This is a genomic window from Streptomyces sp. NPDC017940 (genome assembly GCF_044328435.1).
Lineage (GTDB): Bacteria > Actinomycetota > Actinomycetes > Streptomycetales > Streptomycetaceae > Streptomyces.
Window position 1 is genome coordinate 485,776 of the sequence record NZ_JBIRHJ010000006.1, and the last position, 14,087, is coordinate 499,862.

Below are 14,087 nucleotides of genomic sequence, written 5' to 3' on the forward strand. Positions count from 1 at the left end.
CGTTCTTAGCCCCGGACTGGATGCCTCTTCATGAGCCTGCACGGACTGCTGGACGCCGTCGTCAAGGACGCGGCCCTCGCCGAAGCGGTGAAGGCCGCGTCCGACGGCAACCGGCACCACATCGACCTCGTCGGCCCCCCGGCCGCCCGCCCCTTCGCCGTGGCGGCCCTCGCCCGTGAGGCCCGCCGCACCGTGCTAGCCGTGACGGCCACGGGCCGCGAGGCCGAGGACCTGGCGGCGGCGCTGCGCACGATCCTGCCGCCCGAGGGGATCGTGGAGTACCCCTCGTGGGAGACGCTGCCGCACGAGCGCCTCTCCCCGCGCTCGGACACCGTCGGCCGCCGCCTCGCCGTGCTGCGGCGCCTGGCGCACCCCAGCGCGCCGGAGGCAGGGGACCCGGAGACGGGACCGGTCTCCGTGGTCGTGGCGCCGGTGCGCTCCGTGCTCCAGCCGCAGGTCAAGGGGCTCGGCGACCTGGAACCCGTGGCGCTGCGCACGGGTGAGTCGGCCGACCTGAACGAGACCGTGCAGGCCCTGGCCGCGGCGGCGTACGCGCGCGTGGAGCTGGTGGAGAAGCGCGGCGAGTTCGCCGTGCGCGGCGGCATCCTCGACGTCTTCCCGCCCACCGAGGAACACCCCTTGCGGGTGGAGTTCTGGGGCGACGACGTCGAGGAGATCCGCTACTTCAAGGTCGCCGACCAGCGGTCCCTCGAGGTCGCCGAGCACGGCCTGTGGGCGCCGCCGTGCCGCGAGCTGCTGCTCACCGACCAGGTGCGGGGCCGCGCAGCCGCCCTCGCCGAACGGCACCCCGAGCTCGGCGAGCTGCTCGGCAAGATCGCCGAGGGCATCGCGGTCGAGGGCATGGAGTCCCTCGCCCCGGTCCTCGTGGACGACATGGAGCTGCTGCTCGACGTCCTGCCCGAGGGGTCGATGGCGCTGGTGTGCGACCCGGAGCGGGTGCGTACCCGCGCGGCGGACCTGGTGGCGACCAGCCAGGAGTTCCTCCAGGCCAGCTGGGCCGCGACGGCAGGTGGCGGCGAGGCGCCGATCGATGTGGGCGCGGCCTCGCTGTGGGGCATCGCGGACGTCCGCGACCGGGCCCGCGAGCTGGGCGTGATGTGGTGGTCGGTGAGCCCCTTCGCCGCCGACGAGAGCGCCGCGGACGGCGACGCGGACACCCTGAAGCTGGGCATGCACGCCCCGGAGACGTACCGGGGGGACACCGCGAAGGCCCTCGCCGACACCAAGGGCTGGCTCGCCGACGGCTGGCGCACGGTGTACGTCACCGAGGGCCACGGCCCCGCGGCCCGTACCGCGGAGGTGCTCGGCGGCGAGGGCATCGCCGCCCGCCTCGACGCCGACCTGGACGCGCTGACGCCGTCCGTGGTGCACGTGTCGTGCGGCTGCATCGACTACGGCTTCGTCGACCCCGCCCTGAAGCTCGCCGTGCTCACCGAGACCGACCTCACCGGCCAGAAGGCGGCCGGCAAGGACGGCACGCGGATGCCCGCAAGGCGCCGCAAGACCATCGACCCGCTCACCCTCGAAGCCGGCGACTACATCGTGCACGAGCAGCACGGCGTCGGCCGCTACATCGAGATGGTGCAGCGCACGGTGCAGGGCGCGACCCGCGAGTACCTGGTCGTGGAGTACGCCCCCGCCAAGCGCGGCCAGCCCGGGGACCGGCTCTACATCCCCACCGACCAGCTGGAGCAGATCACCAAGTACGTCGGCGGCGAGGCCCCCACGCTGCACCGCCTCGGCGGCGCCGACTGGACGAAGACCAAGGCGCGCGCGAAGAAGGCCGTCAAGGAGATCGCCGCCGACCTGATCAAGCTGTACAGCGCCCGGATGGCGGCGCCCGGCCACGTCTTCGGCCCCGACACCCCCTGGCAGCGCGAGCTGGAGGACGCCTTCCCCTACGTGGAGACCCCCGACCAGCTCACCACCATCGCCGAGGTCAAGGAGGACATGGAGAAGTCGGTCCCGATGGACCGGCTGATCTGCGGCGACGTCGGCTACGGCAAGACGGAGATCGCGGTCCGCGCGGCCTTCAAGGCGGTCCAGGACGGCAAGCAGGTCGCCGTCCTCGTCCCCACCACGCTCCTGGTGCAGCAGCACTTCGGTACGTTCTCCGAGCGCTACTCGCAGTTCCCCGTGAACGTGCGGGCGCTCAGCCGCTTCCAGAGCGACACCGAGTCCAAGGCGACCCTGGAAGGGCTCCGCGAGGGCTCCGTGGACGTCGTCATCGGCACCCACCGCCTGTTCTCCTCCGAGACCAAGTTCAAGGACCTCGGCCTGGTCATCGTCGACGAGGAGCAGCGGTTCGGCGTCGAGCACAAGGAGCAGCTGAAGAAGCTGCGTGCGAACGTCGACGTCCTCACCATGTCGGCGACCCCCATCCCCCGTACGCTGGAGATGGCCGTCACCGGCATCCGGGAGATGTCGACGATCACCACGCCCCCCGAGGAGCGGCACCCGGTCCTGACGTTCGTCGGGCCGTACGAGGAACGGCAGATCGGCGCTGCGGTCCGCCGTGAGCTCCTCCGCGAGGGCCAGGTCTTCTACATCCACAACCGCGTCGAGTCGATCGACCGCGCCGCGGCGAGGCTGCGCGACATCGTCCCCGAGGCGCGCGTCGCGACCGCCCACGGCCAGATGTCCGAGCAGGCCCTGGAGCAGGTGGTCGTGGACTTCTGGGAGAAGAAGTTCGACGTGCTCGTGTCGACGACGATCGTCGAGTCGGGCATCGACATCTCCAACGCCAACACGCTCATCGTGGAGCGCGGCGACAACTTCGGCCTGAGCCAGCTGCACCAGCTGCGCGGCCGGGTGGGCCGCGGCCGCGAGCGCGGCTACGCCTACTTCCTGTACCCGCCGGAGAAGCCGCTGACGGAGACCGCGCACGAGCGGCTCGCGACCATCGCCCAGCACACGGAGATGGGCGCGGGCATGTACGTGGCGATGAAGGACCTGGAGATCCGCGGCGCGGGCAACCTCCTCGGCGGCGAGCAGTCCGGGCACATCGCGGGCGTCGGCTTCGACCTGTACGTACGCATGGTGGGCGAGGCCGTGGCCGACTACCGCGCGTCCCTGGAGGGCGGCGTGGAGGAGGAGCCGCCCCTGGAGGTCAAGATCGAGCTGCCGGTGGACGCGCACGTCCCGCACGACTACGCCCCCGGCGAGCGGCTGCGTCTCCAGGCCTACCGCGCCATCGCCTCCGCGAACACCGAGGAGGACGTCAAGGCGGTCCGCGAGGAGCTCACCGACCGCTACGGCAAGCTGCCGGAGCCGGTGGAGAACCTCCTGCTCGTGGCGGGCCTGCGGATGCTGGCGCGGGCCTGCGGGGTCGGTGAGATCGTGCTCCAGGGCAACAACATCCGGTTCGCGCCCGTGGAGCTGCGGGAGTCCCAGGAGCTGCGCCTCAAGCGGCTCCACCCCGGCGTCGTCATCAAGCCGACGGGCCGGCAGGTGCTCGTGCCGCGCCCGAAGACGGCGAAGGTCGGCGGGAAGCCGCTGGTCGGCAGGGAGCTGCTCGGCTGGGTCGGGGAACTCCTGGCGTCGGTGCTCGGCCCGTGACAGGGGCCCGGCCCCGGTACCGCCTCAGGGAGTGCAGGCCGCCGCGATGGACAGGCCGTTCTCGTAGAGCTGGTGCTTGGTGATCCGGCCGTCCTCGACGGTCAGGCGCAGGGCGAAGGGGCCCTCGTAGGACTTGCCGGTGGCGCGCACGGTCCCCGACAGGTGCCCCATGAGGACGGCGTCGGGTCCTTCGACGAGGAAAGTGTCCACGGACGCCCGCGCGTTCTCCGCGACGGTGTGCCGGTTCAGGTCCGTGACCTGGGCGGCGCATTCGGCGGCGGTCGCGCGCGGGCGGATCCAGGGACACGCCGGGTTCTCGGCGAGCAGCCAGTCGACGCGGTCCGCGAACAGTGCCGTGAGCCGCTCGACGTCCCCGTTCATGCGGGCGGCGAGGAAGGCCCGGACGGTGGCGCGGGTGGCCCCGGCCTCGTCCTCGGCTCCGGATCCGGCTGCGGCCTCGGTGGGCCCGGTGACGTTCATGGTGTTCATACCGGCAGCTTGCCGCGCGGATGCGGTGGTGGTCGATTACGCCACGGGTAACACCCGTTCGGGGGAGTGGTGGCCCCGGCCGCTACCGTAGGGGCCGGTCCTGGGCGGGCCGGTCCTTGGGAGGGGAAGCTGTGAGGTTCGCGGGCACCACCACGCGAGGACGGTCGGCGGCGGAACGGGCGACGCGAGGGCGGTCGGCGCGGGGCAGGTCGGCGGGGCGGCGCGCGGTCGCCGGCGTCGCGGCCGCGCTGGTCCTGCTCGGCGGAGTGTCGGGCTGCATGAGCGACGACGACGGCAAGGACGGCGCCCGCAACGGCGGCGACACGGGCGGAGCCCCGGGTTCCGGCGCGCGGGGCGGTGCCGCGCTCGCCGCCGTGGACTCACTCACCGTCAAGGGCCGTGCCCCGAGAACGGGTTACGACCGCGCGCGGTTCGGCAGCCCCTGGGCCGACACCGACTCCAACGGGTGCGGCACCCGGGACGACATACTCAAACGGGACCTGGACGGCGTGAAGTTCCGTGGCGGCGACTGCACGGTGGTGTCGGGCACCCTGGCCCCCGACCCGTACACCGGCAAGGACGTGGCGTTCACGCGCGGCCGCAGCCGGGTCGACATCGACCACGTCGTGGCCCTCTCCGACGCCTGGCAGAAGGGCGCGGGCGGCTGGCGTCCGGGCAAGCGCATCGCCCTGGCCAACGACCCCCTCAACCTCCTCGCCGTCGACGCGGGACCCAACCGCGGCAAGGGCGACGGCGACACGGCGACGTGGCTGCCCGCGAACAAGTCCTACCGGTGCGCGTACGTCGCCCGGCAGGTCGCCGTGAAGAAGAAGTACGGGCTGTGGGTGACCGGCGCCGAGCGGGACGCGATGCGCCGGGTGCTCTCGCGCTGCCCGCAGGAGAAGCTGCCGGGCGGCGGCAGCCCGACCCAGGCACCGGGACGCTTCCGGGCGCGGTGAGGCACCGCGCCGCACGGCTGCGGCCGGTTTCCCGCCGCGATAATCGCTTTCCCCGGCGCGCCCCCCGCGATTAGCGTGCGAGCCGTGAACCTGAAGATCACCACCCTCGCCGAGCGCCCCGAACTCAACGGCCCCATGTGGGCCATGCCCGACACCTGGGCGGAGTTCGTGCAGTACGACCTCGTCGCGTGGTCGCACATGATGCGGATACCCGTGGAGTGGCCGGAGTACGTCCTTGTCGCCACGGACGAGGCGGGGCAGGTGGTGGCGCGCGCGCTCAGCGTGCCGTTCGCGCTGCGCGCACCGGGGCGCGGCGAACTGCCGGACGGCGGCTGGGACCAGGCGGTGCTGTGGGCGTTCTCGGACCTCAAGCGGGGCCGGGAGCCGGACACCGTCAGCGCGGTCGAGATCACGGTCGCCCCGGACGCGCAGGGCCGGGGCCTCTCCGGGCAGATGCTCGCGGCCCTGCGGGAGAACGCGCGCGGGCGCGGCTACGGCGAGGTCGTCGCCCCGGTGCGGCCGAACGCCAAGCACCTGGAGCCCGCCACGCCCGTCGAGGAGTACGCGCGGCGCACCCGGGACGACGGGCTTCCGCACGACCCGTGGCTGCGGGTGCACGTCCGCGCGGGCGGCGTCATCGAGAAGGTGGCGCCGGTGTCCATGACGGTGGCGGGCACGACGGCGCAGTGGCGCGACTGGACGGGGCTGCCGTTCGACGCGGAGGGCGTCGTCGAGGTGCCCGGCGCCCTGGTGCCGGTCCACTGCGAGCCCGCGCGCGGCTACGCGGTGTACGTGGAGCCCAATGTGTGGGTGCGGCACGTGCTGTGAGCCGTGAGCCGCGGACCGTCTGCCACGAGCCGCGATCCATGAGTCCGAGCCGCGGGCTGTGACGGCGCGGGCGGGGCCCCTGGTGACCAGTACGGCAACGGTTCGGTACAACCCGGGACCGGTCGTGCTGGTCGGCCTATACGCTCGTACCGCATTTGTTCGTTCTTCGGGTCTCTGGAGCAGCCATGCACGCCCACGGCTATGGGCCGCACGTACCACCGGCCCCTCCCGGCGGGTCGTATGTGACGCTGCGCGTGCTGTTCGTCGTGCTCGCGGTCGTGACGTGCGGATTCCTCGCGTGGGCGGCGATGCTGCGGCTCGCCCTGGTGACGCGCACGGTCCGGGACTGGGTGCTCCTCGCGGTCGTCGTCGCCGTGGAGGCCACCGCCGTCGTCCTCGTCGTCATCGACCCGGGCGACGAGGAGTTCACGGGCTCCGGCAACACGGGCATGGCCATCCTCGTCTCCACGCTCGTACCCGTGATCGCCTACTACCTGACCATGGACATCCGGCACTTCTCCCGGGTCGCGCGGCAGGTTCGGGCGGCGGCGTTCGCGCAGACGCAGACCCCGCCCCCGTACCAGCAGACGCAGTTCGCCGGCGGCTACGTACCGCGACAGCCCCAGCCCCAACCCCAGCAGCCGCCGCCCCAGCCTTCGTACGGCTACCCGGCGCCGCAGCCCGGCCCGCACGCGCCGCCCGCCCCCGCCCGCATCGACCAGGTCCGTGCCGAACTCGACGAGCTGAGCGACTACCTGCGCAAGCAGGAAGGCGGCAACTGACCGTGGCCGCCGCGACAGGGGGCACGGACCACCGCGTGGTCGCCGGGCGGTACGAGCTGTCGACGCTGCTCGGCCAGGGCGGCATGGGCCAGGTCTGGACGGCCTACGACCAGCGCCTCGACCGGCGGGTCGCGGTCAAGCTGCTGCGCCCGGACCGGGTCGCGGGCCCCGCGGACCGGGGCCAGGCCGAGGAGCTGCGCCGCCGCTTCGCCCGCGAGTGCCGCGTCACCGCGCAGGTCGACCACCCCGGCCTGGTCACGGTGCACGACGCGGGCAGCGACGGCGACGACCTGTACCTCGTCATGGGGTACGTCGACGGGGCCGACCTCGGTGACCACCTCGCCGCACACCGCCCCTACCCCTGGCAGTGGGCGGTCGCCGTCGCCGCGCAGCTGTGCGCGGTGCTCTCCGCGGTGCACGCCGTGCCGATCGTGCACCGCGACCTGAAGCCGCGCAACGTGATGGTGAAGCAGGACGGCACGGTCACCGTCCTCGACCTCGGTATCGCCTCGGTCATGGACACCGACACCACCCGCCTCACCCACACCGGCTCCCCGATCGGCAGCCCCTCGTACATGGCGCCCGAGCAGGCCATGGGCGGCGCCGTCGGCCCGTACACGGACCTGTACGCGCTCGGCGTCGTCCTGCACGAACTCCTCAGCGGCGACGTGCCGTTCTCCGGTTCGACCGCGCTCGGCGTGCTGCACCGCCATCTGTACGAGCCACCGGTGCCCCTGCGCGGGCTGCGCCCCGAGGTCCCCGACGCTCTCGAGTCCCTGGTCCTTCGGCTGCTCGCCAAGGACCCGCAGCACCGCCCCGCCGGCGCCCAGGACGTGTACGAGGAGCTCGCGCCGCTGCTGCCGGGGCGCGCGGTGCCCACCGGCCGCCCCCTGGACCCGACCCGCCCGTTCCTGCGCCCGGCCGCGCCCTGGCCCGACCGTGCCGCGACGCCCGCCCCGCAGCCCCGGCCGCCGGGGACCGCGCAGGGCGTCGCCGCCGCCGTCGACGAGATCAAGCGGCTGCTCGGCGAGGGCCGTGTCACCCAGGCCGTGGACATCCTCGGCGCGATCCTGCCGGACGCCGCCGCCCAGCACGGCGAGCACTCGCCCGTCGTCCGCACCCTGCGCAAGCAGTACGCGGCCACGCTCATGGACGACGGCCAGTACCGCCGTGCCCTGCCCGAGCTGCGCCGCCTCGCCGACCAGCGCGCCGCCGAGTCGGGACACGCCGATCCGCAGTCCTTGCAGTTCCGCTACGAGGCCGCGCAGTGCCTTGAGCACCTCGGCGATCCGGCGGCCGCGCTCGCCGAGTACCGGACGCTGCTCCCCTATTACGAGAACCAGTACGCGACCGCCGACATCCGCCAGTCCCTGGAGATCCGGCGCCGCATCGGCCAGCTCCTGCTCGCCCTCGGCGACCGCCCGGCCGCGCACGACATCCTGGGGCGCCTGGTCCTGGACGCCGAGCGGGTGCACGGCGTCGGCCACCCCTTCCCGGCGGAGATCCGGCGCACGCTGCACTGGCTGGGGCAGGTGCGGGGCTAGGAACGCCCAGTGCCCGAACTCCTCGCGAATCGTTGGTCGAATGGGTGGCCGAGCCGACCACCACTGCCTACCATCGATCACCGCAAGACTTTGTGCAGCGAAGCACAATCTCTCCACCGGGAGGTCCACTTGCACCGCCGCCGCAGCAGCCGTCGTCGCTCCGCGCTCATCCTCTCCGCAGCCGCCCTGGTCGCGGCCCCGCTCCTGACCGCCTGCGGCAACGACGCGCATCCCGGCGCCGCGGCCGTCGTCGGCGACCAGCGCATCACGGTCGCCCAGCTGGAGAACAGGGTGAACGAGGTGCGCTCCGCGCAGCGGGCCGCCGTCCCCGACGACACGCAGTACGGGCAGGTCATCGCCAAGAGCGGCGGCCTGGCCCGCAGCACGCTGCACACGATGGTGCTCGACAAGGTCCTGCACCGGGCGGCGCGGGACGCCGACGTGCGCGTCACGCGCAGGGAGATCCAGACCATGCGGGCGGGCCTGGAGGAGCAGGCGGGCGGCCCCAAGGCCCTGGAGACGGAGTGGCTCCAGCGCTACAGCGTCGCGCCCGGCCGCCTCGACGCCAGCATCCGCACGGAGATCGAGGCACAGAAGATCGCCCGCGCGCTCGGCGCCGACATGAACTCCGCGGAGGGCCAGAACACCTTCTGGGCCGCCATGTCCAAGGCCTCCAAGAAGCTCGACGTAGACCTGAACCCGCGCTACGGCACCTGGGACCTCAAGACGAGCAAGCGCACCGACCTGAAGACCCCCTGGGTCCGCGAGGTCACCCAGGACGGCACGGCCCCTGCCCAGACGTGAACGAGACCCCGCAAGGGCCGCGGGCGAGGCCCCGTAAGGGGCGCGGGGAACTGCGCGCGCAACCACGTCCAAGCGGCAGACGCCTCCGCGGGCGACGGGGCAGGACGCGTCCGCGGGGCGAAGCCCCGTAAGGGGCGCGGGGAACTGCGCGCGCAACCACGTCCAAGCCGCAGACGCCTCCGCGGGGCGACGGGGCAGGACGGACCCGCGGCGTCCCCCAGCCGGGCGCAGCCCCCCGCGCTGCTGACAAGGCGGGCACGCCCCCCACCCGCACGAGGCGTGGGCTACGTTCGAACCGTGAACGAGATCGAGACCACCGACGGGCCCGCCGTCGAGCCGGACGGGAACGGCCCGGGCCGAGCCGTCCTGCTCACCACCAGCCACCGGGTCGCCCCCGGCCTGCTGTCCTGGCCCGCCTGGCAGGCACTGCACGGCGCGGACGAGGTCGTGTGCGCCGACGCCACGCACCCCCAGCTCCCGTACCTGCGGGAAGCGGGCATCGACGTCAAGCAGGCCGCACCCACCGCGGAGGAACTGGTGCGCGCCTGCGCCGGGGGCCGCACGGTGCTCGTCGTCGCCACCGCCGAAGGCGACCGCCGCCTCACCGACGGCCTGGCCCGCCTCGCGGGTTCCGGCCGGGTCCCGATGCCCGACCTGGAACTGCTGCCGGGGTCGTACGACCTGCCGGGCGCCCGCCTCCTGGACCTGGTCCAGGTCATGGACCGCATCCGTGTCGAATGCCCCTGGTCCTCGCGCCAGACCCACCAGGGCCTCGCGAAGTACGCCATCGAGGAGGCGTACGAACTCGTGGAGGCCATCGAGGCCACCGGGAACAACGGGAACAACGGGAACGCCGGGACCGCCGAGGACGGAGCCTCGGACGAGCTGCGCGAGGAGCTGGGCGACGTGCTCCTGCAGGTGGTCTTCCACGCACGCATCGCGGAGGAGGCCGAGGACGGCACCGCCTTCTCCGTGGACGACGTAGCCGCGGGCATCGTCGACAAGCTCGTCCACCGCCACCCGCACGTCTTCGGCGAGGACACCGCGTCCACCCCCGAGGAGGTCAAGGAGCACTGGCTGCGCACCAAGGCCCAGGAGAAGCAGCGCACCTCCGTCACCGAGGGCGTCCCCCTCGGCCAGCCCGCTCTCGCCCTCACCGCCAAGCTGGCGTCCCGCGTCCGCACGGCGGGCCTCGACGTCCCCCTGCCCACGGGCGACGGCATCGGGTACGACCTGCTGGCCATGGCCGTCCGCGCGGAGGCCGAGGGAACGGACCCGGAGGCGGCGCTGCGGGCTGCGGCCCGGGCCTACCGGGACGCGGTACGCGAGGCCGAGGCGCCCGGGGCTTAGTACGGTTGCCCCCGGGGGATCCGGGGGCGCACTCGCGGCGCCGAACCCGGCCATGAGAAGCGGGAGTTGCGGGAGTTGCAGCCCGAGGAGGCGACGGTGTACTGCCCGATGTGCCAGGCCCGGCTGGAGGAGGACGACCGCTTCTGCACGGACTGCGAGCACGACATGAGTGTGCGGGTGTCCACGCCCGTGCCGTCAGGGCCGCTCCCGGACGACGAGCCGTACAGGGCGGCTCCGCCCGCCACGCCGCCGCCCGCCGGGTCACCGCCCGCCGGGTCACCGCCCGCCGTGGCTCCGCCCGCGTCGGAGCTCCCGCCCGGAGTGCCGTCGCAGCCCCCGACGCGGAACAGCCTCTCCGACAGCTCGGCGGGCGCGGTGATCCAGGCCGGGACCATCACGGGCCACGTCACCGTCCACACCACCCTCGCCGACGGCCGGGACCCGGCGGACAGCTGGCCCCGCGTCGGCCGGCTGCGCCGCCTCTGGTTCGGTGTGCGCCCCACGAGCCACTTCGGGGACGAGCCGAGCCTCACGCCCTACGTCGAGCGTGACTGCGACGAAGAGCTGCACACCCTCGTCGTACGGGGTCTGCACGAGGGCGGTCTTGTCGTCGTCACGGGCGGGCCGCTGTCCGGCAAGACGATGACGGCGGCGTGGGCCGCGCTGAGCGCGGGCACCGACCCCGAGCCCCGGGTGCACGCCCCGCACCCCGGCGCGGACCTGCGGGACATCGCGTCCGGCGGGCACGGCCGCGACGGCCACCGCATCCTCTGGCTCGACGATCTGGAGGGCCACCTCGGCCCCCGGGGCCTCACGGCGGCGCTCCTCTCCCGGCTCGTACAGGAGGGTGTGCTCGTCCTCGCCACGATGCGCGACACGGCGTACGACGAGCACCGCTTCGGCGGTGGCCCCGCCGCGCGGGTCCTGAGCGGCGCCCGCACCGTCGAGCTGTCCCGCCGCTGGAGCGCCGCCGAACTCGCGCGGCTCGCGGGTGCCGGCGATCCGCGCCTCGCGGCGGCCGCGGAGCGGCGCGGCAGCCGCGGGGTCACCGAGTACCTCGCCCTGGGGCCGGAGCTGTGGGACGAGTGGCGCAGGGCCCGGCGCCCGCAGACGCACCCGCAGGGCCACCTCCTGGTGCGCGCCGCCATCGACCTGGCCCGCTGCGGGATCGGCGAGGACATCCCGCTCGCCGTGCTGCGCGCGGTCGTCGAGGACTACCCCGACGAGCAGGAGGCCTCCGTCCGCGAGGGGCGACGGCACGAGTCCTTCGAGGAGGCCCTGGCCTGGGCCACCCGGCTGCGCTACGACGCTACCGGGCTGCTCGTCCCCGGGACGAAGGCCGACACCTACCGGGCCTACGGCTCCCTCGTCGCGGACGCCGTACGGTCCGGCGAGCTGGGGGAGGTATCGACCTCGGTATGGGTCCACGGGTCCGCGACGGCCGCCGCGCACGGCCTCGACGTCGCGCCCCTGGTCGACGCGTGCCGTGCCGCCCTGCTGCCCCGGGCCGCCGGGGGTGACGTCGAGGCGTGCCTCCTGCTCGGCTGGGTCGCGGTGGCGGTGGGCGATGTGTCGGAGGCGGAGGGCTGGTACCGCAGGGCCGCCGACCGCGGCAACACCCTGGGCTGCAACGAGCTGGGGCACATCCTCGCGGGCCGGGGCGCCGTCGTGGAGGCCGCCGGGTATCTGGAGAAGGCCGCCGAGGCCGGTTCGAAGGACGCGTACGTCACCCTGGGCAAGCTGTACCGCGACCGTGCCCGGCACTGGCTCACCGAGGGCGCGGAGGCGGGGGATCCGAACGCGGCGTTCCACCTGGCCGAGCTGCTGCTGCGACCGGGCCGCATGGGGAAGTCCGCCCGCTGGTACCGCGTGGCGGCCGAAACGGGCCACCGCGACGCGGCCTTCGCCCTGAACGTCCTGCGGGTAGGAATGACCTTGCCCCCGGAACAGGGGGCCGAGCCGCCTCCGGACACGGACACGGACACGGACACGCAGGGACAGGGCGAGCCCGTGTAACTTCTGGCCCGCCTGCGGCCCGGACCTGGAAGCGCGTGCGGTCCGCAGCCGGGGCCCACGACCCGTATCCGGTAGCCCGAGCCCATGGCCGGGAGCCCGCGGCCCACGACCCGTATCCGGTAGCCCGAGCCCCATAGCCGGGAGCCAGCGGCCCGCAGCCCGTGCAGCCCGCCCATGCACTCCGCGGAGAACGAGGGGACGCCCCCTCGGCACCACACGCCGGGAAGCCGCCCCCCACCCCCGGCACCACACCCGGGAAACCGCCCCGCACCACACGCCGAGGAAGCCGCCCCCCACCCCCGCCCGATACCGTCGGCACATGCACGACCAGCCACCCCCCACCTGCCCCCACACACCCCCCACCCCACCGAAGGCCCCCGCGCCAGACCTCTTCACCTGGGAGTTCGCCACCGACCCCTACCCGGCCTACGCCTGGCTGCGGGAGCACGCCCCCGTGCACAGGACCGAGTTGCCGAGCGGTGTCGAGGCCTGGCTGGTCACGCGGTACGCGGACGCGCGGGAGGCGCTGGCCGACCAGCGGCTGAGCAAGAACCCGGCGCACCACGACGAGCCCGCGCACGCCAGGGGCAGGACCGGGATCCCGGGTGAGCGCAAGGCCGAGCTGATGACGCATCTGCTCAACATCGACCCGCCGGACCACACCCGCCTGCGCCGACTGGTGTCGAAGGCGTTCACCCCGCGCCGGGTGGCCGCGTTCGCGCCGCGCGTGCAGGAGCTGACGGACCAGCTCATCGACACGTTCCTCGACAAGCACGGCGCGGAGCGCGGCGCGGCCGACCTCATCCACGAGTTCGCCTTCCCGCTCCCCATCTACGCCATCTGCGACCTGCTCGGCGTACCCCGGGAGGACCAGGACGACTTCCGGGACTGGGCGGGCATGATGATCCGGCACGGGGGAGGGCCGCGGGGCGGCGTCGCGCGCTCGGTGAAGAAGATGCGCGGCTACCTCGCCGAGCTCATCCACCGCAAGCGGGCAGAGCCCGGGGACGACCTGATCTCCGGCCTGATCCGCGCCTCCGACCACGGCGAGCACCTCACCGAGAACGAGGCCGCCGCCATGGCCTTCATCCTGCTGTTCGCCGGGTTCGAGACGACCGTGAACCTCATCGGCAACGGCATCCTCGCGCTGCTCACCCACCCCGAGCAGCGGGCCCGGCTGCAACGGTCCCTGGCCGCCGGGGAGAGCGCCCTCCTGGAGACGGGCATCGAGGAACTGCTCCGCTTCGACGGGCCCGTCGAACTGGCCACCTGGCGCTTCGCCACCGAGCCGCTGCGCGTCGGCGGCCAGGACATCGCCGTGGGCGACCCGGTCCTCGTCGTCCTCGCCGCCGCGGACCGCGACCCCGCCCGATTCGCGGAGCCCGACCTCCTCGATCTGTCCCGGCGCGACAATCAGCACCTCGGATACGGCCACGGCATCCACTACTGCCTCGGCGCCCCCCTCGCCCGCCTGGAGGGGCAGACGGCCGTGGCGACTCTGCTGCGCAGGCTGCCGGACCTCCAACTCGGCGTCGAGCCCGAGGAGTTGCGGTGGCGCGGCGGGCTCATCATGCGTGGCCTGCGGACTCTTCCGGTACGGTTCACACCGCCCGGGGCCGGGGGCCTTCCCGGCAGCTGACTGACGGCCGGTCAAAACTGTGACTTTCGCGTGATCTGCGCTGCATCGACTTGTGACTGACGTTCGACTGCGGCTACTTTCACGACGGCTCGGCACC

10 protein-coding genes are annotated in these 14,087 nt (G+C 73.6%); 9 read left to right on the forward strand and 1 reads right to left on the reverse strand.

The annotated features are described in order from the left end of the window. Positions 1-30 precede the first annotated feature (30 nt). Entirely contained in the window at positions 31-3,579 is a 3,549-nt protein-coding gene (gene mfd / locus ACH4DX_RS23145) for a transcription-repair coupling factor (protein WP_398156497.1), read from the forward strand. Between the two features lie 24 nt (positions 3,580-3,603). On the opposite strand, the gene ACH4DX_RS23150 is transcribed toward mfd, so the two are convergent. Further along, positions 3,604-4,059 carry a nuclear transport factor 2 family protein gene (locus tag ACH4DX_RS23150; protein WP_398156599.1) on the reverse strand — a complete coding sequence of 152 codons (456 nt, stop codon included), beginning with the start codon at positions 4,057-4,059 and terminating at the stop codon, positions 3,604-3,606. A gap of 287 nt (positions 4,060-4,346) precedes the next feature. On the opposite strand from ACH4DX_RS23150, the gene ACH4DX_RS23155 reads away from it, so the two are divergent. From ACH4DX_RS23155 to ACH4DX_RS23190, 8 genes are all read left to right on the forward strand, one after another. Then, positions 4,347-5,027 carry an HNH endonuclease family protein gene (locus tag ACH4DX_RS23155; protein ID WP_398156498.1) on the forward strand — a complete coding sequence of 227 codons (681 nt, stop codon included), beginning with the start codon at positions 4,347-4,349 and terminating at the stop codon, positions 5,025-5,027. Positions 5,028-5,111: 84 nt separating this feature from the next. Continuing rightward, a complete protein-coding gene (locus ACH4DX_RS23160; RefSeq protein ID WP_398156499.1) occupies positions 5,112-5,855 on the forward strand; it encodes an N-acetyltransferase in 744 nt (247 codons plus the stop codon). A 185-nt stretch (positions 5,856-6,040) separates the two neighbouring features. After that, complete coding sequence (locus ACH4DX_RS23165) at positions 6,041-6,637, forward strand: hypothetical protein (RefSeq protein ID WP_398156500.1); 597 nt, start codon at positions 6,041-6,043, stop codon at positions 6,635-6,637. Positions 6,638-6,639: 2 nt separating this feature from the next. Further along, on the forward strand, positions 6,640-8,181 hold the full coding sequence (locus ACH4DX_RS23170) for a protein kinase (RefSeq protein ID WP_398156501.1): 1,542 nt from the start codon (positions 6,640-6,642) through the stop codon (positions 8,179-8,181). Between the two features lie 129 nt (positions 8,182-8,310). Continuing rightward, the gene (locus ACH4DX_RS23175; RefSeq protein WP_398156502.1) at positions 8,311-8,985 is read left to right on the forward strand and encodes a SurA N-terminal domain-containing protein; all 675 of its coding nucleotides are present in this window, start codon (positions 8,311-8,313) and stop codon (positions 8,983-8,985) included. 297 nt (positions 8,986-9,282) lie between these two features. Further along, complete coding sequence (locus tag ACH4DX_RS23180) at positions 9,283-10,335, forward strand: nucleoside triphosphate pyrophosphohydrolase (RefSeq protein WP_398156503.1); 1,053 nt, start codon at positions 9,283-9,285, stop codon at positions 10,333-10,335. A 66-nt stretch (positions 10,336-10,401) separates the two neighbouring features. Further along, complete coding sequence (locus tag ACH4DX_RS23185; protein ID WP_398156504.1) at positions 10,402-12,351, forward strand: tetratricopeptide repeat protein; 1,950 nt, start codon at positions 10,402-10,404, stop codon at positions 12,349-12,351. 319 nt (positions 12,352-12,670) lie between these two features. Further along, complete coding sequence (locus ACH4DX_RS23190; protein ID WP_398156505.1) at positions 12,671-13,990, forward strand: cytochrome P450; 1,320 nt, start codon at positions 12,671-12,673, stop codon at positions 13,988-13,990. Positions 13,991-14,087: the final 97 nt, after the last annotated feature.

Bases quoted from the DNA above. Each gene is read 5' to 3' on its own strand.
- mfd (WP_398156497.1), top strand. From the start codon at position 31: ATGAGCCTGCACGGACTGCTGGACGCCGTCGTCAAGGACGCGGCCCTC.
- ACH4DX_RS23165 (WP_398156500.1), top strand. From the start codon at position 6,041: ATGCACGCCCACGGCTATGGGCCGCACGTACCACCGGCCCCTCCCGGC.
- ACH4DX_RS23150 (WP_398156599.1), bottom strand. From the start codon at position 4,059: ATGAACGTCACCGGGCCCACCGAGGCCGCAGCCGGATCCGGAGCCGAG.
- ACH4DX_RS23155 (WP_398156498.1), top strand. From the start codon at position 4,347: ATGAGCGACGACGACGGCAAGGACGGCGCCCGCAACGGCGGCGACACG.
- ACH4DX_RS23190 (WP_398156505.1), top strand. From the start codon at position 12,671: ATGCACGACCAGCCACCCCCCACCTGCCCCCACACACCCCCCACCCCA.